Source organism: Dokdonella sp. GW821-FHT11D02 (assembly GCF_058808595.1).
Genome location: NZ_CM179520.1, coordinates 3,654,578 through 3,677,838, shown reverse-complemented (window position 1 = coordinate 3,677,838; position 23,261 = coordinate 3,654,578). Strand labels below are relative to the sequence as shown.

The window sequence follows — 23,261 nt, the reverse complement described above, 5'->3', positions numbered from 1 at the left end:
CTGACGTCTTCTTAGCGCCTGCGGCGACTCCAGCGCTCGCTGACGAACGCAGCGCGCGCCGCCGCTTCGAAACCGTCGGCAAAGATCGAATCGATGTCGGCGGGCTGCAGATCGAGTGCCGCCGTGTTGTTCGTCGTTGCCGGATCGGACTGCGGCGGCGCGACCACGGCGGTCGCCGAATTGCTCAGCGTTCCACTGGTGCCGGCGGCGACGCTGCCGTTCACGCTGAAGACGATCTGCGAGGCGGCCGGCAGATTGACGATCTGCGCGATGGTGCCGCTGCCGCTGGTCGGACAAATGGCGCCGCCGCTGGCGGCGCAGGTCCACGTCGCGCCGACGTAGGCTTGCGGGAACGCGTCGACGACGGTGACGCTGGGTGCGTTGGCGGGCCCCGCGTTGGCGACTGTGATCGTGTAGGCCAGCGCGGCGCCGGCGACGTAGGCGGTCGGCTCGGCGGTCATGGTGATGCCGATATCGGCTTGGGTCGAGACGGTTTGGCAGTTCACCACCGCGCGCAATACCCAATCGCCGGTGATGCCCACCGTCACCGCGTCGTACCAGTGCAGGCCGGCGCCGACGTCGCCGTAGAGCGCGTTGTGCTCCGCGGTGATGCCGTTGGTGTCGCGCACCAGGCTCGGGCCTTCCGGCGCCGGCGGCGCTTCGGCAAAGGTGAAGGAGACGACGAAGGTTTCGTTCTGCAGAACCGGCACGCTCAACGGAATCGTGTTGTTCTCGTCGAGATAGCGGTATTCGTTGATGACGCCGTCGGTGAGCACCGGGCCGCCGATGGCGGCGGCGAGTTCGCCGGGATTGGGGAACGTACCGGCGCGATAGACGTCGAGCGAATCGCCGATGACTTGGGCGGCGGTGGCGTCCTGCGAGCGCCAGAACACCTGCGCGGCGACGATGCGGCCGTCGCAAGGCGAGGTCAGCCAAGCGGCGGCACCTTCGCCGGCGGCAAAGCCGGTGACCACGACGCCGCTCGTGTTGTCGACCAAAGAGTCGTTCTTGACCGTCACCTCGCTCGCGTGGGCGAGGCCGGCCAGGGCGAGTGCGAGCCCGAACCATCGTGTCGCTGCCATCTTCGTTTCCCCCTGCCGCACCCCTGCGCGGACGGCTCAGCTTACGGACCGCGGCGCTCCGGCAAAGCGACCGCAATCACACAAGACAGCTCCGAATCCCTAGACTTGGCGGCCACGATTGCGGAGGTGCCCGATGCCCGGTCAGCAGCGCGAGGTCGAGTTCCGTTTCCTGGCCGAACCGACCGATGTGAACTTCGGCGGCAAGGTGCACGGCGGCATGGTGATGAAGTGGATCGACCAGGCCGGCTACGCCGCCGCGGTCGGTTGGAGCGGCCGCTACGCGGTGACGGTCGCGGTCGGCGGCATCCAGTTCGTCGCCCCGATCCTGATCGGCGATCTGGTCAAGGTGCGCTGCAAGCTGATCCACACCGGCAATTCCAGCATGCATTTCGCGGTCGACGTCAGCGCGCGCGATCTGAAGACTTCGGCCGAACGTATCGCGACCAGTTGTGTGATCTCCTTCGTCGCGCTCGACGCGCCGGACGGCAAGCCGACACCGGTGCCGGCGTGGCAGGCGCAGAACGACGAGGACCGGCGGCTGGCCGAGTACGCCAAGCGCTTGATCGAGCTGTCGAAGACGATGGAGGCCGAGGTCGCGCGATTCCGGCCTGCGCCGACCGCGCCCCCAGCCGCCTGACGGCGCTTCAGGCGACGTCGTTTCGAGTTGACCGTTTCAAACCGCGGGACTAGATTCCAGGCGTGCCGTAGACGCTGGAAGAACAATTCGAAAGGGCTCGGACGCTTGGCTTCCTCGAGTATCGCGACTTCGGCATGTCCAGCTCGGAGAACTGCGAGGGCAAAACCATGAACGAAGCTTCGGAAGGCACGGTGCTGGTTGCTCAGTGGCGTAGTAACGGATCGGCAAGCAATCCAGCGGGTCCGCTGTTCGTCGGCGGCGAATACGCCGAGTCGGATATCGTCGGCGAAGAGGCCGGACCGACCTCGTGCGTGACCGCTTCGGAATGCACCGGATCGCGTTGTTCGTTCTGTTGTATCTGACGAGGTTCGATCTCGTCGTGGGAATCGCGTTGGGCCGCCGCTCGCCGTCGAAAAGACGGCGCGGCGGCCCAAACGCTTTCAGCACCTAACACACCGCCAGCCCGTTCGCGCCCGCTCCGGGCGTGGGCTGGGATCGTCGTTACGCCGGGAGTCGCATCGGGTATGGAAGCTGCGGACGAGGCACCGGCGGATTTCACGGCCTCATTGGCCCCAATGTCCGAACCCCCGTTGCAGCAGCTCGACGCGCAACTCGCGACCCTGCGCGGGCTCGGTGCGCGCGAACGCGCCGTCATCGGCGCCACCGCGCGCGCATCGCTGACCGCAGTGCTGCACGGCAAGCTGAGCCGGCTCTTGTTGCTCGAATTGAATGCGGCCCGCGTCACCGGCCGGCTCGACGGTGCCGATCCGGCGCAACGCTGGCACCAATTCGGCGAGCTGTCTGCGCAGCCCGCTTTCTGGGATGGGCTAGCGGTGCACTATCCGACCTTGCTCGGACGTATCCGACGTCTGGCGAGCAACCGTTGCGCGGCGGCGGCAGATTTCGCGCAGCATTGGAGCGCGGAGCGCGATCGCCTCGAGAGTTTGTGCGGGCAGCCGCCGGGTGAGCTGCTGGAGCTCGGCTTCGGTGCCGGCGACAGCCATGCCGGCGGACGCACGGTGGCGCTGCTGCGCTGCGAAGGCGGTCGGCTGGTCTACAAGCCGCGTCCGGTCGAGATCGATCTCGCCTTGCGCCGGTTCGTCGATGGGCTCACTCGTGAGGGCGAATCGCCGTCGACGATGCGTGTGCCGAATGCGATCGGTTTCGGAGAACACGGATGGACCGAGTTCGTCGCGCATCGCTACGCCAGCGACGACGAACAATTGCGTGCCTTCTACCGCGGCATCGGTCACTGGCTGGCGGTGATGCGCGTGCTCGGCGGCAGCGATCTGCATGCCGAGAATCTGATCGCGGCAGGGCCGCATCCGGTCGTAGTCGATTGCGAAACCTTGTTCACGCCGCGGCCGCCGCGGCCGCCTTCGGGACGCGGCCAGGCGCTGGACGGCGCGCTGGCACTGCTCGGGCGCACCGTCTTGTCGGTCGGCCTCTTGCCGGGGCGCGGCGGTGGCCTCGGCTGGTATGGCATCGACAGCTCCGGCCTCGGCCTCTTGCGCGGCCAGCAGCCGCGGCTGGCGCAGCCCTACATCGCCGACGCCGGTACCGACAGCGCGCGCATCGACATGGCGCAGGTTGAGCCGGTGCCAGCGCAGAACCATCCGAGCGAGCAGCCGGCGCTGGCGCTGCAGTGGCCGCAGATACTGGCCGGCTTCGACGAGATGAGCGCGCAGTTGCGTCGGCTGGACGAAGCCGGCGAGCTCGAATCGCGACTGGACGATTTCGCGCGCTGTCGCATCCGGGTGGTGCCGCGCTCGACCGAAACCTACGCGGAAATCGGACGCATGCTGTGGCATCCGGCTTCGTTGCACGAGGAGGCGCCGGCGCGGCAGCGTGCGCGCGAACTGCTCGGTCGCATGGCCGGAAATTCAGCCGTGGCGCCGAGCGATGCGCGGGTGATCGAGGCCGAGATCGAGGAACTGCTGCACGGCGACGTGCCGTATTTCGGGGCGCTCGCCGGTTCAGGCCGGCTGCAAGGGCCGCGCGGAACGCAGTGGATGGAAGCGGAAAATCGGGTCGCAGCGGCGCTGGCGGATTGGCGCAGCGCCGATTTCGAGCTGGAGCGCAGCGTCATCGAAGCGACTCTGGTCAGCGCCTACATCAACGACGGCTGGCGGCCGCCCGAGCGTTCGCTGCGGCCTGAGCACGTCCGCCGCGACGATCTGGACCAGCGTCGCCGCCACCAGGCCGCCAAGATCGTCGAGCGGCTCGCCGCCACGGCTTTGCGCGGCGAGGACGGTAGCGTGGCCTGGATCGCGCCGACCTTGCGTCCGAACGGTTGGTCGGTCCAGCCGATCGAGCAGGATCTCTATGGCGGCCTGTCCGGCATCGCCGTGTTGACCGCGGCCTATTTGCGCGAGGTCGAGGCGGGGCGCGCCGATGCGGTCGCCGGCTTGAGCGGATTGTTCGACGCCGTCTTGCATACGCTGGATCTCGCGGTACGCAAGCGCGAATCGCTCGAGCGCGAGCGCTTCAAGCTGCGGCCGCGCGCGCCGGGCGGTTACATCGGCCTCGGTTCGCAGATCTGGAGCCATTTGCTGCTGGCGCGCTGGGGTCGCGACGGCGAAGCGGGTCTCGCGCGTGCTCGCGCACTGGCGGCGTACCTGCCGGAGGCGGCCGCCGCCGACCAAAGCAACGACCTTTTGACCGGCGTCGCGGGCGCGATCGTGCCGCTGTTGGCCTTGGCTCGGGCTGCTGCGGATGCACGCTATCGGACGATGGCCGGCGAATTGGGCGATCTGCTCGCCGAACGTTGCCGGCGGAGCGGGAAAACGGCGTTCTGGGTCGATGCCGACCGCTGGCCCGACGGCATCGGCGGCTTCGCACACGGCGTGAGCGGGATCGGCTGGGCCCTGAGCAAGCTGGCCCGAACCGACGGCCAGGCACGCCACGCCGAGCTGGCGGTCGCGGCGTTTGCGTTCGAAGAGGGCCTGTTCGATGCCGATGAAGCCAATTGGCTCGATTTGCGCGGCATCGAGGGGATCAAGAGCACGGCCGCTTGGTGCCATGGCGCGGTCGGCATCGGGCTCGCGCATGCGGATCTCGATCCGTCTTTGCAGCAGCCGGCGGCGCGGTTGCAGGTTAAGCGCGCAGCGGCCGCCGTGGCGCGTCTGGGGCTGGGCTGGAACCACTGCCTCTGCCATGGCGACCTCGGCAGCTGGGAGCTGCTGGACCGCGCGATCGCAGCGGGACTGGCCCCGCCGGAGCTGTCACGCGAAGGCCTGCTGGCGGAGATCGTCAGCGGCATCGAGACGCACGGACCGGTCTGCGGCTCGGTGCGTGAGGTGTTCATGCCGGGATTGATGACGGGCCTGGGCGGCATTGCCTACCAGTTGCTGAGAGCGCACCCCGACAGCGATCTGCCTTCGGTTCTGACGCTGGGCGGCCTCGACCTTTGATTCGCGTCGCCGGATGCAATTCCGTGCGTCCGAGGCCTTGACAGTATCCCGTAGCGGACAGGACAATGCGCGGCTCCGTGCCCGTGCCCTTCTTGTGGCGCGGGTTCGAGCAAAAAAGTTCTAAAAGGAAATTCCGGAGGGATACCCAAGCGGCCAACGGGGGCAGACTGTAAATCTGCTGGCTTACGCCTTCGGTGGTTCGAATCCACCTCCCTCCACCACGCAAGATCGAGCCGGCTTCTGGGCAGGTTCAACGAACAACGGAGCCGCAGGAGGTGGATGAGATCCACCGACGTGGTTCGACAAAATCGCAGGAGCGATTTTGGACAGCCCGCAGGGCTGGCCCCGGAGGGGCGGAGGGCAGGATGCCCGGAGCAATCCACCTCCCTCCACCAAGATCGAGCCGGTTTTTTTTCGGCAGGCTCAAGGACAGCGGCATCCGATAGGTTTCGGCCCGTCGGCGCAATACCCAAGCAGGTTCTCCGGCGCGGGAGTAGTTCAATGGTAGAACCTCAGCCTTCCAAGCTGATTGTGCGGGTTCGATTCCCGTCTCCCGCTCCATCGAACTGCTGAAAAGTTTCAAGGTCTCTGTATTGAAAAGTGCTGCATGGATGCAGCGTCGTTCTTCGCGGTCATGGAGGGCCGCACAAGTACACGCTCACGTAGCTCAGTCGGTAGAGCACCTCCTTGGTAAGGAGGAGGTCGATGGTTCGATTCCATTCGTGAGCACCATTTGTAGTTTCGGCGCGCCGGTGGCGAGCCGGTTTGTGTTTTGCAATTTCGCCTCCAACTAGTTTTGTTTCCATCAGATCGGGGTTCTTCGGCATGTCCAAGGAAAAATTCGAGCGCAAGAAGCCGCACGTGAACGTAGGCACGATCGGTCACGTGGACCACGGCAAGACGACGCTGACGGCGGCGCTGACGAAGATCGGTGCGGAGCGGTTCGGCGGCGAGTTCAAGGCGTACGACCAGATCGATGCGGCGCCGGAAGAGAAGGCGCGCGGCATTACGATTTCGACGGCGCACGTGGAATACGAATCGCCGAACCGTCACTACGCGCACGTGGATTGTCCGGGTCATGCGGACTACGTGAAGAACATGATCACGGGAGCGGCGCAGATGGACGGCGCGATCCTGGTGTGTTCGGCGGCGGACGGTCCGATGCCGCAGACGCGTGAGCACATTCTGTTGGCGCGCCAGGTCGGCGTGCCGTACATCGTGGTGTTCATGAACAAGGCGGACATGGTCGACGACGCAGAGCTGCTGGAGCTCGTCGAGATGGAGATCCGTGAGCTGCTGTCGAAGTACAACTTCCCGGGCGACGACACGCCGATCGTGAAGGGTTCGGCGCTGAAGGCGCTGGAAGGCGATCAGAGCGAAATCGGCGTGCCGGCGATCATCAAGCTGGTGGAAGCGCTGGACACGTGGATTCCGGAGCCGCAGCGCGACATCGACAAGGCGTTCCTGATGCCGGTCGAAGACGTGTTCTCGATTTCGGGTCGCGGCACGGTGGTGACGGGGCGCATCGAGCGCGGCGTGATCAAGGTGGGCGACGAAATCGAGATCGTGGGCATTCGTCCGACGCAGAAGACGACGGTGACGGGCGTTGAGATGTTCCGCAAGCTGCTGGATCAGGGCCAGGCGGGCGACAACGCGGGTCTGCTGTTGCGCGGCACCAAGCGCGACGACGTGGAGCGCGGCCAGGTGTTGGCGAAGCCGGGCAGCATCACGCCGCACACGAAGTTCGAGGCGGAGGTGTACGTGCTGTCGAAGGAAGAAGGCGGCCGTCATACGCCGTTCTTCAAGGGCTACCGTCCGCAGTTCTACTTCCGTACGACGGACGTGACGGGTGCGTGCGAGCTGCCGGAAGGCGTCGAGATGGTGATGCCGGGCGACAACATCAAAATGGTGGTGACGCTGATTGCGCCGATCGCGATGGACGAGGGTCTGCGCTTCGCGATTCGCGAAGGCGGCCGTACCGTCGGCGCCGGCGTGGTGGCCAAGATCATCCAGTAAACGCTGGAATCGGAGATTCGGGATTCGCGCAACGAATTCCGAATCTCCTGCCAAAGCTGAGCTGTTCGCGAGTAGTCCAGCAGGGATGCTGGTCTACCTCTTTGTCGTCACGGAGGACGGCGCGAGTACATCACACGCCAGTAGCTCAATTGGCAGAGCAGCGGTCTCCAAAACCGCAGGTTGGGGGTTCGAGTCCCTCCTGGCGTGCCAGTTACTTCTGCGATCTAGCACGATCGCACCGAAAAGCGGCCCTCCGGCCGCATTCCTGTCATTTCTGCGCTCATCCGTGAACGCAGGGAAAGCGGCCATCGATGGCTGCACTCTTCAAAAGAAGACATGAACACTAAGGTCGAAAAAGCAGGCGGCGGCAACGCGCTCGATATCGTCAAGCTGACGCTCGCGGGCGTCTTGCTGGTAGCCGGCATCGTCGCCTACTACTACTTCGCCGACGTCTGGAACGGTTGGGCGCGATTGGGCGTGCTGCTGGCCGGCACGATCGCCGCTCTCGCCGTCGCCGCGTTCACCGCGCTCGGTCGCTCGGTGCGTGAGTACCTGGCCGAATCGCAGTTCGAGCTGCGCAAGGTGGTGTGGCCCACGCGCGAGGAAACGCTGCGCACGACGCTGGTCATCATCGTGGTGGTGATCATCCTGAGCCTGTTGCTCGGCTTGATCGACTTCACCTTGAAGTGGGTCGTGCTCGACAACTTGCTGAAACTGGGTCACTGAGGAAAGGCATGAGCAAGCGTTGGTACGTGGTGCATGCCTATTCCGGCTTCGAACACGCGGTCGCGCGTTCGCTGAAGGAGCGTGTCGCGCGCGCGGGCATGGAGCAGAAGTTCGGCGAAGTGCTGGTGCCGACCGAAGAAGTGATCGAGATGCGCGGCGGCCAGAAGCGTCGCAGCGAGCGCAAGTTCTTCCCCGGCTACGTGCTGGTGCAGATCGAAACGCACGACGAAGGCAAGGCGATCAAGATCGACGACGAATCCTGGCATCTGGTCAAGGAAACGCCGAAGGTCATGGGCTTCATCGGCGGCACGGCGGATCGCCCGTTGCCGATCCGCGACTCGGAAGCGGACAGCATCCTGCAACGCGTGCAGGAAGGCGCCGACAAGCCGCGCCCGAAGGTGCTGTTCGAGCCGGGTGAAATGGTGCGCGTCACCGACGGCCCGTTCAACGACTTCAACGGCGTGGTCGAGGAAGTCAATTACGAAAAGAGCCGCCTGCGCGTGGCGGTACTGATTTTCGGCCGTTCGACGCCGGTCGAACTCGAGTTCGGCCAAGTCGAAAAAGCGTAAGCGTCGCCGCGCAGGCGGCGCTTTCATGAAAGGTCCGGCACGGATGCCGGTCTGTTCTTCGCGGTCATAGAGGGCCGCATAAACGACGGAGGAGTCCCGCAGTCTTCATCGACGTGCAGACGTTTGAACTCCAGGAGCGAACACAATGGCAAAGAAAGTAGTCGGCTACATCAAATTGCAGGTCAAGGCCGGTCAGGCCAACCCGTCGCCGCCGGTCGGTCCGGCGCTCGGTCAGCGCGGCCTGAACATCATGGAATTCTGCAAGGCGTTCAACGCCGCGACGCAGAAGATGGAACCGGGTCTGCCGATTCCGGTCGTCATCACCGCGTATTCGGATCGCACCTTCACCTTCATCACGAAGACGCCGCCGGCGTCGATCCTGCTGAAGAAGGCGGCCGGCATCACGTCCGGTTCGAAGCGTCCGAACACCGAGAAGGTCGGCAAGGTCACGCGCAAGCAGCTCGAGGACATCGCCAAGGCGAAGGAGCCCGATCTGACCGCAGCGGATCTGGACGCCGCCGTCCGCACCATCGCGGGCAGCGCGCGCAGCATGGGCCTGGTGTCGGAGATCTGACGATGAGCACGAAAATCAGCAAGCGTTACAAGGCCCTGGCCAAAACCGTCACTCTGGGCAAGGTCTATGCGATCGAGGATGCCCTGAAGATCGTCAAAGACGGCGCCAAGGCGAAGTTTCCGGAATCCGTCGACGTCGCGATTCGTCTCGGCATCGACGCGAAGAAGTCCGATCAGGGCGTGCGCGGCTCGGTGATGCTGCCGCACGGCACCGGCAAGACGGTCAAGGTCGCCGTGTTCTGCCCGCCCGGCGAGAAGGCCGAAGCGGCCAAGGCGGCCGGCGCCGATGCGGTCGGCATGGAAGATCTGGCCGAGCGCATGCAGGCCGGTGATCTCGATTTCGGCCGCGTCATCGCGACGCCGGATGCGATGCGCGTGGTCGGCAAGCTCGGCCAGCTGCTCGGTCCGCGCGGCCTGATGCCGAACCCGAAGGACGGCTCGGTCGCCGCCGACGTCGTCACCGCGGTCAAGAACGCGAAGGCGGGTCAGGTCAAGTTCCGCAACGACAAGGCCGGCATCGTGCATTGCTCGATCGGTAAGGCGAGCTTCGACGTCAATGCGCTGAAGGAAAATCTCAACGCGCTGCTGACCGACCTGGTCAAGGCGAAGCCGGCGAGCGCGAAGGGCATCTTCCTGCAGAAGGTGTCGCTGTCGAGCACGATGGGCGTCGGCGTGCCGGTCGACCCGTCGAGCGTTTCGGCTTAAGCATTTCGTGAATAGATCGGCCATGAATGGCCGGTCGTGATCTTCCGTGTTCAAGGACGAACGCAAAAGTAAACCAAGAATTTTGAGGGCACCTCGTGCGAACGAGGGCCGTCAAAGACCGCAGGCGGCGCGAGCCTTAAACGACAAGCCTGCGTAGATGGTGCAGCCCTTCAGGCTTTTACCTGGAACGGCCACCAAGCAGACGTCGAGAGACGTCGACGGATCCGAAGGAGTCGGAACCGTGAACGCTTCAGGGAACCGGCGCGCAGGAGCGTCCCGGAACCCGGTTCGGAGAAAGCAATGGCGCTCAATCTTGCGCAAAAGAAAGAGGTCGTTGCCGAACTGGCGAATGTGGCTGCCAAGGCGCATTCCCTGGTCGCCGCCGAATACGCCGGTCTCACCGTCGAGCAGCTCACCGAGCTGCGCAAGAAGGCCCGTCAGGGCGGGGTTTTCCTCAAGGTGGCGAAAAACACCTTGGTGTCCCGCGCTGTGGAAGGCACGGACTACGCATGCGTCCAGGACGCATTGACCGGTCCGCTGCTGTACGCCTTTTCGAAGGAAGACCCCGGCGCAGCCGGTCGGTTGATCAAGGACTTTGCCAAGGCCAACGACAAGCTCAAGGCCAAACTGGTCGCCATTGGCGGCAAGGCGTATCCGGGGTCGCACGTCGACGTCCTCGCCTCGCTGCCGACCCGCGATCAGGCACTCAGCATGCTGCTCAGCGTGATGGTGCAGCCCGCGACCATGCTGGTCCGCGTTCTTTCGGAGCCCGCCGCTCAGCTGGCGCGCGCGACGAATGCGGTCGCTCAGCAGAAGCAGGCCGCTTGAGCCATTCGCCACTCGGTATTTCACTAACAGTCGTATCCAGGAGTTTGAATCATGTCCCTTAGCAACGAGCAGATCATCGAAGCGATCTCGTCCAAGTCCCTCGTCGAGGTGATGGAACTGGTCAAGGCGATGGAAGAGAAGTTTGGCGTGTCCGCGGCCGCTCCGGTCGCCATGGCCGCCGGTCCCGCCGCCGCCGCCGCCGCTCCGGCCGAAGAGCAGACCGAGTTCACGGTCTCCCTGAAGTCGGCCGGCGAGAAGAAGGTCGAAGTCATCAAGGTCGTCCGCGCGATCACGGGCCTCGGCCTGAAGGAAGCCAAGGACCTCGTCGAGTCGGCCCCGGCCACCGTCAAGGATGCGGTCAGCAAGGACGACGCAGCGAAGTTCAAGAAAGATCTGGAAGCTGCCGGCGCGACCGTCGAGGTCAAGTGACTTCAGGATGAAGTCAGCCCGGACAGCACAAGGAGGTACGTCGATCCGGGATCCAGCTCTTTTGACAGCGATAGCGATAGAAAAATCAAAAGCCACTGGATTCCGGCTTTCGCCGGAATGACAAGCCAAGCCTGGGGGCGCGAGCCCCCGGGCTTTGCCCGTTGCAGGTTTCGCGAACGGGCATGGGAAATCGCAGGCGCCGCCCCCATCTGGCGCTACCTGCGATTTCCGATGTCCGCTTCTCCCTTCCGCTTTTCCCCCCGGCGACTCGCCCTCGCCGCACGTTGTACAGAGGTGTGCTCCTCATGACCCAGACGACCTACTCCTTCACCGAAAAGAAGCGAATCCGCAAGGATTTCGGCAAGCGTCCGCCGGTTCTGGACGTTCCTTTCCTGCTCGCCATCCAGGTCGACTCGTATCGTGAGTTCCTGCAGGCCGAGGTCGAGCCGAACGCGCGCGAGGACAAGGGCCTGCACGCGGCGCTGAAATCGGTGTTCCCGATCACCAGCTATTCCGGCAGCGCCGCGTTGGAGTACGTCAACTACCGTCTCGGCGAGCCGCCGTTCGACGAGCGCGAGTGCCGCTCGCGCGGCATGAGCTACGGCGCGCCGTTGCGCGTGACCGTGCGCCTGGTCATCTACGACAAGGAATCGTCGAACAAGGCGATCAAGTACGTGAAGGAGCAGGAGGTCTACATGGGCGAACTGCCCCTGATGACCGATACCGGCACCTTCATCGTCAACGGCACCGAGCGCGTCATCGTCTCCCAACTGCATCGCAGCCCGGGCGTGTTCTTCGATCACGACCGCGGCAAGACGCATTCGTCCGGCAAGCTGCTCTACAGCGCGCGCGTGATTCCTTATCGCGGCTCGTGGTTGGACTTCGAGTTCGACCCGAAGGACGCGCTGTTCACGCGTATCGATCGTCGCCGCAAGCTGCCGGTGACGGTGCTGCTGCGCGCGCTCGGCTACACCAACGAAGAGATGCTCGACATCTTCTTCGAGAAGAACGTGTTCCACCTCGGCAAGAAGGACAGCGCCACGCTCGACCTCGTCGCCGAGCGCCTGCGCGGCGAAACGCTGAACTTCGATCTGCGCGTCGGTGACGACGTCATCGTCGAGGCCGGCAAGCGCATCACTGCGCGTCACGTGCGTCAGCTCGACAACGCCAAGATCAAGTCGCTGGAAGTACCCGACGAGTACCTGGTCGGCCGCATCCTCGCGCACGACGTGGTCGACATCAAGACCGGCGAGCTGCTCGCTTCGTCCAACGACGAGATCAACGACGCGCACCTGGAAGCGTTCCGCAAGGCCGGCGTCGACAAGCTGGCGACCTTGTGGGTCAACGATCTCGACCGCGGCGACTACATCTCCAAGACGCTGCGCATCGATCCCTCGCGCACGCCGTTGGAAGCGCTGGTCGAAATCTATCGAATGATGCGACCGGGCGAGCCGCCGACCAAGGACGCGGCGCAGAACCTGTTCCAGAACCTGTTCTTCTCCTCCGAGCGCTACGATCTCGATCGCGTCGGCCGCATGAAGTTCAACCGCCGCGTCGGCCGCAAGGACGACAAGGGCCCGGGCATCCTGTACGACGCCAAGTACTTCGGCGAGCGCAACGACGAGACCTCGAAAGGCCTGGTGAAGGAATTCGGCGTCGGCTCGGACATCCTCGACGTGATGAAGGTGCTGATCGAGATCCGCAACGGTCGCGGCATCGTCGACGACATCGATCACCTCGGCAACCGGCGCGTGCGTTCGGTCGGCGAAATGGCCGAGAACGTGTTCCGCATCGGTCTGGTGCGCGTCGAGCGCGCGGTCAAGGAGCGTTTGTCCCTGGCCGAGGCCGATGGCCTGACCCCGCAGGACCTGATCAACGCCAAGCCGGTCGCGGCGGCGGTGAAGGAGTTCTTCGGCTCCTCCCAGCTCAGCCAGTTCATGGATCAGAACAACCCGCTCAGCGAAGTCACGCACAAGCGTCGCGTGTCGGCGCTCGGTCCGGGCGGCCTGACGCGCGAGCGCGCCGGCTTCGAAGTGCGCGACGTGCATCCGACCCACTACGGCCGCGTCTGCACGATCGAGACGCCGGAAGGTCCGAACATCGGCCTGATCAACTCGCTCGCCGTCTACGCGCGCACCAACGACTACGGCTTCCTGGAGACGCCGTACCGCAAGGTCGAGCACGGCAAGATCACCAACAAGGTCGAATTCCTGTCGGCGATCGACGAAGGCGAATACGTGATCGCGCAGGCGAACTCGCCGTTGAACAAGGACGGCACCTTCGTCGAGGAATACGTCTCCTGCCGCTTCCGCGGCGAATCGGAGCTGCGTCCCTCGAGCGAGATCAACTACATGGACGTGTCGCCGATGCAGACCGTGTCGGTCGCGGCGGCGCTAGTGCCGTTCCTCGAGCACGACGACGCCAACCGCGCGCTGATGGGCGCGAACATGCAACGTCAGGCGGTACCGACCTTGCGTTCGCAGACGCCGCTGGTCGGCACCGGCATCGAGCGCGCGGTCGCGCGTGACTCCGGCGTCACCGTGGCGGCGAAGCGTCCCGGCTTGATCGACCAGGTCGATGCCGGCCGTATCGTCGTGCGCGTGAACGAAGACGAGATCGGCGACAACGACGCCGGCGTCGACATCTACACGCTGACCAAGTACACGCGCTCGAACCAGAACACGAACCTCAATCAGCGTCCGCTGGTCAACGTCGGCGATCGCGTCGAGAAAGGCGACGTGCTGGCCGACGGTTCCTCGACCGACCTCGGCGAGCTCGCGCTCGGCCAGAACATGCTGGTCGCGTTCATGCCGTGGAACGGCTACAACTTCGAAGACTCGATCCTGTTGTCCGAGCGTGTCGTCGAAGAGGATCGCTACACCACGATCCACATCGAAGAGCTGACCTGCCAGGCGCGCGACACCAAGCTCGGCCCGGAGGAAATCTCGGCCGACATTCCGAACGTCGGCGAGCAGGCATTGGCGCGTCTGGACGAATCGGGCGTGGTCTACATCGGCGCCGAAGTCAAAGCGGGCGACATCCTGGTCGGCAAGGTCACGCCGAAGGGCGAGTCGCAGCTGACTCCGGAAGAGAAGCTGCTACGCGCGATCTTCGGCGAGAAAGCGTCCGACGTGAAGGACAGCTCGCTGCGCGTGCCGCCCGGCATGGACGGCACCGTCATCGACGTGCAGGTGTTCACGCGCGACGGTATCGAGAAGGACAAGCGCGCGCGCCAGATCGAGGAAATGGAGATCAAGCGCGTCAAGAAGGACTTCGACGACCAGTTCCGCATCCTCGAGGGCGCGATCTTCAACCGCATCCGCACGGCCATCGTCGGCAAGGTCGCGAACGGCGGTCCGGGTGGCCTGAAGAAGGGCGCCGAGATCACCGACGAGTACCTCGACAGCCTGAAGAAGGACGAGTGGTTCGCGATCCGCATGAAGGACGAGGATGCGGCCGAGTTCCTCGAGCGTGCGCAGGAGCAGATCAAGGGTCACAAGGAAGAGTTCGAAGGCCGCTTCAAGGCCAAGCAGGCCAAGATCACGGCCGGCGACGACCTCGCGCCCGGCATGCTCAAGATGGTCAAGGTCTATCTGGCCGTTAAGCGCCGCATCCAGCCGGGCGACAAGATGGCCGGACGCCACGGCAACAAGGGTGTCGTGTCGATGATCGTGCCGGTCGAAGACATGCCGTACGACAAGAACGGTCGTCCGGTCGACATCGTGCTCAATCCGCTCGGCGTGCCGTCGCGTATGAACATCGGCCAGATTCTCGAGGTGCACCTCGGCTGGGCCGCGAAGGGCCTGGGCGAAAAGATCGACCGCATGCTGAAGGCGCAAGCCAAGGTCGCCGAGCTGCGTAAGTTCCTCGACGAGGTCTACAACGCGCACGCGAGCAAGGAAGCAGCCGCCGGCCACCACGTCAACTTGAAGTCGCTGACCGACGAGGAGCTGCTCAATCTCGCGCGCAACCTGACCGACGGCGTGCCGATGGCGACGCCGGTGTTCGACGGTGCGTTCGAAGAAGAAATCAAGGCGATGCTGCGCCTGGCCGAGTTGCCGGAGTCGGGTCAGACCACGTTGTTCGACGGTCGCACCGGCGAGGCGTTCGATCGCCCGGTCACGGTCGGCTACATGCACATGCTGAAGCTGAACCACCTCGTCGACGACAAGATGCATGCACGTTCGACCGGTCCGTACTCGCTGGTCACGCAGCAGCCACTCGGCGGCAAGGCGCAGTTCGGCGGCCAGCGCTTCGGCGAAATGGAAGTCTGGGCGCTCGAGGCTTACGGCGCGGCGTACACGCTGCAGGAGATGCTGACGGTGAAATCCGACGACGTCTCCGGCCGCAACCAGATGTACAAGAACATCGTCGATGGCGACCACGAGATGGTCGCGGGCATGCCGGAATCCTTCAACGTGTTGGTGAAGGAAATCCGCTCGCTCGCCATCAACATGGAGTTGGAAGAGAGGTAGAGCCGGGATTGGGGATTGGAGATTGGAGATACGCGTAGCCAAGCGCTCGCGATCTCCGACTCCTAAATCCCCGGCTTCTTGCGAATCCCGAATCCCGAATCTCGAATCCCGGAGTAAAAAATGAAAGACCTGCTCAATCTGTTCAACCAGCAGCGCCAGTCGCTCGATTTCGATTCGATCAAGATCGCGCTGGCCTCGCCGGACCTGATCCGTTCCTGGTCGTTCGGCGAAGTGAAGAAGCCCGAGACGATCAACTACCGTACGTTCAAGCCCGAACGCGACGGTCTGTTTTGCGCGGCGATCTTCGGCCCGATCAAGGACTACGAGTGCTTGTGCGGCAAGTACAAGCGCATGAAGCATCGTGGCGTGGTGTGCGAGAAGTGCGGCACCGAAGTGACGCTGGCCAAGGTGCGCCGCGAGCGCATGGGTCACATCGAGCTGGCTTCGCCGACCGCGCACATCTGGTTCCTGAAGTCGCTGCCTTCGCGCATCGGCCTCATGCTCGACATGACCTTGCGCGACATCGAGCGCATCCTCTATTTCGAAGCCTATGTCGTGGTCGATCCGGGCCTGACGGCGCTCGAGCGCGGTCAGCTGCTCAACGAAGAGCAGTACCTGCAGGCGGTCGAAGAGCATGGTGACGAGTTCGACGCGCGCATGGGCGCGGAAGCCGTCTACGAGCTGCTCAAGACGATCGACCTGAACCAGGAACTGATCAAGCTGCGCGAGGAAATCGCCTCGACCAATTCGGAGACCAAGCTGAAGCGCCTGTCCAAGCGCATCAAGCTGGTCGAGGCCTTCCTCGAGTCGGGCAACCGTCCCGAGTTCATGGTGTTGACCGTGCTGCCGGTGCTGCCGCCGGATCTGCGTCCGCTGGTGCCGCTCGACGGCGGTCGCTTCGCGACCTCCGATCTGAACGATCTGTACCGCCGCGTCATCAACCGCAACAACCGCCTCAAGCGCCTGCTCGAACTCAACGCGCCCGACATCATCGTGCGCAACGAGAAGCGCATGCTGCAGGAAGCGGTCGACGCGTTGATGGACAACGGTCGTCGCGGTCGCGCGATCACCGGCACCAACAAGCGCCCGCTGAAGTCCTTGGCCGACATGATCAAGGGCAAGCAGGGCCGTTTCCGCCAGAACCTGCTCGGCAAGCGCGTCGACTACTCCGGCCGTTCGGTCATCGTGGTCGGTCCGACGCTCAAGCTGCACCAGTGCGGCCTGCCGAAGAAGATGGCGCTGGAGCTGTTCAAGCCGTTCATCTTCTCCAAGCTGCAGCGCCGCGGTCTCGCCACCACGATCAAGGCGGCGAAGAAGCTGGTCGAGCGCGAAAGCGCCGAGGTGTGGGACATCCTCGAAGAGGTGATCCGCGAGCATCCGGTGTTGTTGAACCGCGCGCCGACCCTGCATCGCCTCGGTATCCAGGCGTTCGAGCCGGTGCTGATCGAAGGCAAGGCGATCCAGCTGCATCCGCTGGTCTGTACCGCGTTCAACGCCGACTTCGACGGTGACCAGATGGCCGTGCACGTGCCGCTGTCGCTGGAAGCGCAGCTCGAAGCTCGCGCGCTGATGATGTCGACCAACAACATCCTGTCGCCGGCGAACGGCGAGCCGATCATCGTGCCGACCCAGGACGTCGTGCTCGGCCTGTACTACATGACGCGTGCGCTCGAGAACGTGAAGGGCGAGGGCATGGCGTTCGCCAACGTCGCCGAAGTGCATCGCGCCTACGACAACCGTGCAGTCGAACTGCACGCGAAGGTCAAGGTGCGCCTGCGTCAGGTCGAGATCGACGAGAACGGTGCGCGCACTGAAAAGACGGCCCTGGTCGATACCACGGTCGGTCGTGCGCTGCTGGCCGAGATCCTGCCGGAGGGCTTGCCGTTCGCGCTGGCCAACACGGAGCTGACCAAGAAGTCGATCTCGCGCCTGATCAACCAGTGCTATCGCCGGCTCGGTCTGAAGGACACGGTCGTGTTCGCGGACCAGCTGATGTACACCGGCTTCCACTACGCCACGCGCGCGGGCATGTCGATCGGCATCGACGACATGAAGATCCCGGCCGAGAAGAAGGGCATCCTCGAGGCGGCCGAGAAGGACGTCACCGAGATCCAGCAGCAGTACCAGTCAGGCCTGGTCACCGCCGGCGAGCGCTACAACAAGGTCGTCGACATCTGGTCGCGCACCAACGAGCAAGTCGCCGCGGCGATGATGAAGGGCATTGGTGCCGACAAGGTCAAGACCGCGAAGGGAGAGGCGGTCGAGCAGAAGTCGATGAACTCGCTGTTCATCATGGCCGACTCCGGCGCGCGCGGTAGCGCGGCGCAGATTCGTCAGCTCGCCGGCATGCGCGGTTTGATGGCACGTCCGGACGGCTCGATCATCGAGACGCCGATTAAGGCGAACTTCCGCGAAGGCCTGAACGTCCTGCAGTACTTCAACTCGACCCACGGCGCTCGTAAAGGCTTGGCCGATACCGCGTTGAAGACCGCGAACTCGGGCTACCTGACGCGTCGTCTGGTCGACGTGGCGCAGGACGTCGTCGTCACCGAGACCGACTGCCACACCAAGAACGGCCTCACCATGGCGCCGATCGTCGAAGGCGGTGACGTGGTCGAGCCGCTGCGCGACCGCGTACTCGGCCGCGTCGTGGCCGAAGACGTGTTCGCCCCGGGCAACGACGAAGATCCGATCGTCACGCGCAACACCCTGCTCGACGAAGCGATGGTCGACAAGATCGAAGCGGCCGGCGTGCAGTCGATCCTGGTGCGTTCGCCGATCACCTGCGACGCGCGTTTCGGCGTCTGCGCGATGTGCTACGGGCGCGATCTCGCGCGCGGTCACCTGGTCAACATCGGCGAAGCGGTCGGCGTAATCGCCGCGCAGTCGATCGGCGAGCCGGGCACGCAGCTGACGATGCGTACGTTCCACATCGGTGGCGCGGCGTCGCGAGCGGCCGCGGTCGACAACGTGCAGGTCAAGACCACCGGCACGCTGAAGTTCACCAACTTGAAGACGGTCGCGCACAACGCCGGCCACCTGGTCGCGGTGTCGCGTTCGGGCGAGTTGTCGGTGATGGATGCACACGGTCGCGAGCGCGAGCGTTACCGCGTGCCGTACGGCGCGGTCATCGACGCCAAGGACGGTGCCGCGGTCAAGGCCGGCCAGCTGGTCGCCAAGTGGGATCCGCATACCCATCCGATCGTGTCGGAAGTCGCCGGTGTGGTCCGCTTCATCGACTTCACCGACGGCGTCACCGTGCAGGAGCAGATCGACGAGCTGACCGGCTTGGCCAGCGCCGTCGTCACCGACCCGAAGCGTCGCGGCAGCGGCGCCAAGGATCTGCGTCCGATGGTGCGCATCGTCGACAAGAAGGGCGGTGAGCTGCGTCTGCCGGGCACCGACATTCCGGCGCAGTACTTCTTGCCGGCCGGCGCGATCGTCAGCTTGCAGAACGGAGCTGAGGTCGGCATCGGCGACGTCGTCGCACGTATTCCGCAGGAAACTTCGAAGACGCGCGACATCACCGGCGGTCTGCCGCGCGTGGCGGATTTGTTCGAGGCGCGCAAGCCGAAGGAGCCGGCGATTCTGGCCGAGCGCTCCGGCGTGATCAGCTTCGGCAAGGACACCAAGGGCAAGCAGCGTCTGATCATCAAGGACCAGGACGGCAACGAGCACGAGGAGCTGATTCCAAAGTGGCGTCACGTCATCGTGTTCGAAGGCGAGCACGTGGAGAAGGGCGAGACCGTCGTCGACGGCGAGCCCAATCCGCATGACATCCTGCGCCTGCTCGGCGTCGAGCCGCTGGCGGCGTACCTGGTCAAGGAAATCCAGGACGTCTACCGCCTGCAGGGCGTGAAGATCAACGACAAGCACATCGAAGCGATCATTCGCCAGATGCTGCGCAAGATCGAAGTGGCCGAAGCAGGCGATACGCGCTACCTGCGCGGAGAGCAGGTCGACCGCATGCGCCTGCTCGAAGAGAACACTCGTGCCGAGGCGCGCAACGAGCGTCCGGCCGAGATGTTGCCGGTGCTGCTCGGCATCACCAAGGCGTCGCTGGCGACCGAGTCGTTCATTTCGGCGGCTTCGTTCCAGGAAACCACGCGCGTCTTGACCGAGGCGGCGGTGCGCGGCACCCGCGATACCTTGCGGGGTCTGAAGGAAAACGTTATAGTCGGCCGCTTGATTCCGGCCGGTACCGGCCTTGCCTATCACGCTCAACGGCGTAGCAAGCAAGGAACCCTGACCGAGCTGGAGCGCGAGACGCTTGGCGCCACGAGTTCGGTGGCCGAGGCGGTCGCCGAAGACGGCGACCATTGATCCGCGTCGACTGATTGATACGCGCCCCCTCAGGGGCGCCACTCATCGAAATGAGGCGAAGGAATCGCCTCGTGTTCGAGTGCAGGGAGCCAAGCGCGAAACCTTGACGGTTTCGTTAGCTGCACGTTAGACTTTTTTGTCTTGGCAGGCCGATTTTTCGGCCTGCCTTTTGTTTCCTCCGGGGTTCGCCCGAATATTCACCCAGAAGCCTCCTTCCCAGGCTTCGTGAGCACGGTCCTACGCATGTCAACAGTCAATCAGCTGGTTCGCAAGCCGCGGCAGTCGAAGGCCTACAAGAGCGCCTCGCCGGCGCTGGCCAATTGTCCGCAGCGTCGTGGTGTCTGCACGCGCGTCTACACGACGACGCCGAAGAAGCCGAACTCCGCGCTGCGCAAAGTCGCCAAGGTGCGCCTGACCAACGGTTTCGAGGTCATCAGCTACATCGGTGGCGAAGGCCACAACCTGCAAGAGCACTCGGTCGTGCTGATCCGCGGCGGTCGTGTGAAGGATCTGCCGGGTGTGCGCTACCACACGGTGCGCGGCAGTCTCGATGCGGCCGGTGTTGCCAAGCGCCGCCAGAGCCGTTCGAAGTACGGCGCGAAGCGCCCGAAGAGCTGATTTCCGCTCGCACAACACAGGCGCTACGGCGCTTGAGTATCAAGCGGCCTTCGTGGCCGCATCATTGAGAAGAGAATATGTCGCGTAAAGGTAATACCCCCACTCGTGAACTCCTGCCCGATCCCAAGCACGGCAGCCAGGTCATCGCTCGCTTCATCAACATGGTGATGCAGAGCGGCAAGAAGTCGGTCGCCGAGAAAATCGTCTACGGCGCGCTGGATCACATCGGCGAGAAGCACGCCGAGCCGGTCGGACTGGTCGAGAAGGCGCTGAACAACGTCGCGCCCGCGGTCGAAGTCAAGTCGCGTCGCGTCGGCGGCGCCACCTATCAGGTCCCGGTCGAAGTGCGTTCTTCGCGTCGTACCGCGCTGGCGATGCGCTGGCTAATCGACGCGGCGCGCAAGCGCGGTGAGAACTCGATGCCGCGCAAGCTCGCAGCCGAGTTGCTCGAAGCTTCCGAGAACCGCGGCGGCGCGGTCAAGAAGCGCGAAGAGACGCATCGCATGGCGGAAGCCAACAAGGCCTTCTCGCATTACCGCTGGTAATCGAACGCTCTTGGTTGCAAGTGCGGGCAGGATGCCCGCTCCTTGATCTCCGCGATCAAGGGCAACCGCAAAAACCTCGCTCAGGGATGGCCGCAAAAGACGAACGGCGGCCATTCGGCCGCTGCTTGATTTCCGCGATCAGGGAAAGTTGCAGGAGCAGGGCGACCGGGACGGACGCCGGCTGATTTTCGCGATCACGGACGGTCGCCGAGGCGCATCATGGCACGCACGACTCCCATCGAACGGTATCGTAATTTCGGCATCATGGCCCACATCGATGCCGGCAAGACCACGACTTCCGAGCGCATCCTGTTCTATACCGGCGTCAGTCACAAGATCGGCGAAGTGCACGAAGGTGCCGCGACGATGGACTGGATGGAACAGGAGCAGGAGCGCGGCATCACGATCACGTCGGCCGCGACGACGGCATTCTGGACCGGCATGGATCGCTCGTTCCCGCAGCATCGTTTGAACATCATCGACACGCCCGGACACGTCGACTTCACGATCGAAGTCGAGCGTTCCTTGCGTGTGCTCGACGGCGCCGTCTTCGTGCTGTGCTCGGTCGGTGGCGTGCAGCCACAGTCCGAGACGGTCTGGCGCCAGGCCAACAAGTACGGCGTGCCGCGTCTCGCCTTCGTCAACAAGATGGATCGCACCGGCGCCGATTTCGACAAAGTCGTGGCGCAGCTGAAAAGCCGTCTCGGCGCGAATCCGGTGCCGATGCAGGTGCCGATCGGCGCCGAGGACGATTTCGAGGGCGTGATCGACCTGGTCAAGATGAAAGCGATCTACTGGGATACCGAATCCCAGGGCATGAAATTCGAATACCGCGAGATTCCCGCGAGCTTGATCGACGAGGCCAAGCAGGCGCGCGACTACATGGTCGAGTCCGCCGCGGAGACGTCCGAAGATCTGATGAACAAATACCTCGAAGAGGGTTCTCTCGACGAGGACGATATCCACAGCGGCATTCGCGCCGGTACGCTGGCCAATACGCTGATTCCGGTGTTCTGCGGTACGGCGTTCAAGAACAAGGGCGTGCAGGCGATGCTCGACGGCGTCGTACGCTACCTGCCGGCGCCGTCGGATCGGCCGCCGGTCAAGGGCATCGACGAGAACGAACGCGAAGGTTCGCGCCTCGCCGGCGACGATCAGCCGTTCTCGGCACTCGCGTTCAAGATCATGACCGATCCCTTCGTCGGCTCGCTGACGTTTTTCCGCGTCTATTCGGGCGTGCTGAACTCCGGCGACACCGTCTACAACCCGGTCAAGAGCCGCAAAGAGCGCGTCGGCCGCATTTTGCAGATGCACGCCAACGAGCGCGACGAAATCAAGGAAGTGCGCGCCGGCGACATCGCCGCGGCGGTCGGTTTGAAGGACGTCACCACCGGTGACACGTTGTGCGCGCAGAACGACGTGATCACGTTGGAGCGTATGACGTTCCCCGATCCGGTCATCGCGATGGCGGTGGAGCCGCGGACCAAGTCGGATCAAGAGCGGATGGGCATCGCCCTGTCGCGTCTCGCGCAGGAAGATCCGTCGTTCCGCGTGCGCTCGGACGAGGAGTCCGGTCAGACGATCATTTCGGGGATGGGCGAGCTGCACCTCGAGATCATCGTCGACCGCATGAAGCGCGAGTTCAACGTCGAGGCCAATGTCGGCAAGCCGCAGGTGGCGTATCGCGAAACGATCCGCAGGCCGGTGCGGCAAGACGGCAAGTTCGTGCGCCAGTCCGGCGGCAAGGGCCAGTACGGCCATGTCGTACTGGAGATCGAACCGCAGGATCGCGGCGCCGGTTACTTGTTCGAGAATCTGACGGTGGGCGGCTCGGTACCCAAAGAATACGTACCGGCCGTCGACAAGGGCATTCGGGAGGCGATGACCAGCGGTCCCTTGGCTGGCTTCCCGGTCGTCGACATCAAGATCAAGCTCGTCGACGGCTCGTTTCACGAAGTCGATTCGAACGAAATGGCGTTCAAGATCGCCGCTTCCATGGGTTTCAAGGAAGGCTTCGACAAGGCCGGCCCGGTCTTGCTGGAGCCGATCATGAAGGTCGAGATCGTGACGCCGGAGGATTATCTCGGCGACGTGATGGGCGACGTCAGTCGTCGTCGTGGCGTGCTGCAAGGCTCCGACGATTCGCCGTCGGGCAAGGTCATCGATGCGATGATCCCGCTCGGCGAGATGTTCGGTTACGCCACCACCCTGCGATCGATGTCGCAGGGCCGCGCGACCTTCACGATGGAATTCGATCACTACGCCGAAGCGCCGAACAATATCGCCGAGGCGGTGATCAAGAAGGGTTGAGTTCAAACCTGC

Annotated in this window: 16 protein-coding genes, 4 tRNA genes and 1 other RNA gene; 20 read left to right on the top strand and 1 reads right to left on the bottom strand. The window is 64.1% G+C overall.

Features of this window, described 5'->3' with window-relative positions; translation table 11 throughout:
• Positions 1-11 precede the first annotated feature (11 nt).
• Positions 12-1,082, bottom strand: coding sequence for a DUF11 domain-containing protein (locus AC3QL3_RS15800; protein WP_492895044.1), 1,071 nt, complete (start codon positions 1,080-1,082; stop codon positions 12-14).
• Positions 1,083-1,215: 133 nt separating this feature from the next.
• Between AC3QL3_RS15800 and AC3QL3_RS15795 the strand changes: the two genes are divergently transcribed.
• The 20 genes from AC3QL3_RS15795 (at position 1,216) to fusA (ending at position 23,249) form a co-directional block, all read left to right on the top strand.
• Positions 1,216-1,719: an acyl-CoA thioesterase gene (locus tag AC3QL3_RS15795; RefSeq protein ID WP_492895043.1), complete on the top strand. Its 504-nt coding sequence runs from the start codon at positions 1,216-1,218 to the stop codon at positions 1,717-1,719.
• Between the two features lie 167 nt (positions 1,720-1,886).
• Positions 1,887-2,081 carry a DUF6229 family protein gene (locus AC3QL3_RS15790; RefSeq protein WP_492895042.1) on the top strand — a complete coding sequence of 65 codons (195 nt, stop codon included), beginning with the start codon at positions 1,887-1,889 and terminating at the stop codon, positions 2,079-2,081.
• 213 nt (positions 2,082-2,294) lie between these two features.
• On the top strand, positions 2,295-5,132 hold the full coding sequence (locus tag AC3QL3_RS15785) for a type 2 lanthipeptide synthetase LanM family protein (protein WP_492895041.1): 2,838 nt from the start codon (positions 2,295-2,297) through the stop codon (positions 5,130-5,132).
• Positions 5,133-5,267: 135 nt separating this feature from the next.
• Positions 5,268-5,353 (top strand) — tRNA-Tyr (locus tag AC3QL3_RS15780).
• A 37-nt stretch (positions 5,354-5,390) separates the two neighbouring features.
• Positions 5,391-5,527, top strand: a non-coding RNA gene (locus AC3QL3_RS15775) — RtT sRNA.
• A gap of 92 nt (positions 5,528-5,619) precedes the next feature.
• Positions 5,620-5,693 (top strand) — tRNA-Gly (locus tag AC3QL3_RS15770).
• Between the two features lie 95 nt (positions 5,694-5,788).
• A tRNA-Thr gene (locus AC3QL3_RS15765) sits at positions 5,789-5,864 on the top strand.
• A gap of 93 nt (positions 5,865-5,957) precedes the next feature.
• Positions 5,958-7,148 carry an elongation factor Tu gene (tuf, locus tag AC3QL3_RS15760; protein WP_492895030.1) on the top strand — a complete coding sequence of 397 codons (1,191 nt, stop codon included), beginning with the start codon at positions 5,958-5,960 and terminating at the stop codon, positions 7,146-7,148.
• Between the two features lie 134 nt (positions 7,149-7,282).
• A tRNA-Trp gene (locus tag AC3QL3_RS15755) sits at positions 7,283-7,358 on the top strand.
• Between the two features lie 126 nt (positions 7,359-7,484).
• The gene (gene secE, locus AC3QL3_RS15750; RefSeq protein WP_492895040.1) at positions 7,485-7,874 is read left to right on the top strand and encodes a preprotein translocase subunit SecE; all 390 of its coding nucleotides are present in this window, start codon (positions 7,485-7,487) and stop codon (positions 7,872-7,874) included.
• An 8-nt stretch (positions 7,875-7,882) separates the two neighbouring features.
• Positions 7,883-8,443, top strand: coding sequence for a transcription termination/antitermination protein NusG (gene nusG / locus AC3QL3_RS15745; RefSeq protein ID WP_492895039.1), 561 nt, complete (start codon positions 7,883-7,885; stop codon positions 8,441-8,443).
• A 145-nt stretch (positions 8,444-8,588) separates the two neighbouring features.
• Positions 8,589-9,017, top strand: a complete 429-nt coding sequence (gene rplK / locus AC3QL3_RS15740) for a 50S ribosomal protein L11 (RefSeq protein WP_492895038.1) — start codon at positions 8,589-8,591, stop codon at positions 9,015-9,017.
• Between the two features lie 2 nt (positions 9,018-9,019).
• The gene (gene rplA, locus AC3QL3_RS15735) at positions 9,020-9,721 is read left to right on the top strand and encodes a 50S ribosomal protein L1 (RefSeq protein ID WP_492895037.1); all 702 of its coding nucleotides are present in this window, start codon (positions 9,020-9,022) and stop codon (positions 9,719-9,721) included.
• Between the two features lie 300 nt (positions 9,722-10,021).
• Complete coding sequence (gene rplJ / locus AC3QL3_RS15730; protein ID WP_492895036.1) at positions 10,022-10,549, top strand: 50S ribosomal protein L10; 528 nt, start codon at positions 10,022-10,024, stop codon at positions 10,547-10,549.
• 51 nt (positions 10,550-10,600) lie between these two features.
• Positions 10,601-10,978 carry a 50S ribosomal protein L7/L12 gene (gene rplL / locus AC3QL3_RS15725; protein ID WP_492895035.1) on the top strand — a complete coding sequence of 126 codons (378 nt, stop codon included), beginning with the start codon at positions 10,601-10,603 and terminating at the stop codon, positions 10,976-10,978.
• Positions 10,979-11,283: 305 nt separating this feature from the next.
• Entirely contained in the window at positions 11,284-15,453 is a 4,170-nt protein-coding gene (rpoB, locus tag AC3QL3_RS15720; RefSeq protein WP_492895034.1) for a DNA-directed RNA polymerase subunit beta, read from the top strand.
• Positions 15,454-15,573: 120 nt separating this feature from the next.
• Positions 15,574-19,776: a DNA-directed RNA polymerase subunit beta' gene (gene rpoC, locus AC3QL3_RS15715; RefSeq protein WP_492895033.1), complete on the top strand. Its 4,203-nt coding sequence runs from the start codon at positions 15,574-15,576 to the stop codon at positions 19,774-19,776.
• 243 nt (positions 19,777-20,019) lie between these two features.
• Positions 20,020-20,394 carry a 30S ribosomal protein S12 gene (gene rpsL, locus AC3QL3_RS15710; RefSeq protein ID WP_492895032.1) on the top strand — a complete coding sequence of 125 codons (375 nt, stop codon included), beginning with the start codon at positions 20,020-20,022 and terminating at the stop codon, positions 20,392-20,394.
• A 77-nt stretch (positions 20,395-20,471) separates the two neighbouring features.
• Positions 20,472-20,939 carry a 30S ribosomal protein S7 gene (gene rpsG, locus AC3QL3_RS15705; RefSeq protein ID WP_343794027.1) on the top strand — a complete coding sequence of 156 codons (468 nt, stop codon included), beginning with the start codon at positions 20,472-20,474 and terminating at the stop codon, positions 20,937-20,939.
• A 219-nt stretch (positions 20,940-21,158) separates the two neighbouring features.
• Entirely contained in the window at positions 21,159-23,249 is a 2,091-nt protein-coding gene (fusA, locus tag AC3QL3_RS15700) for an elongation factor G (protein ID WP_492895031.1), read from the top strand.
• Positions 23,250-23,261 lie beyond the last annotated feature (12 nt).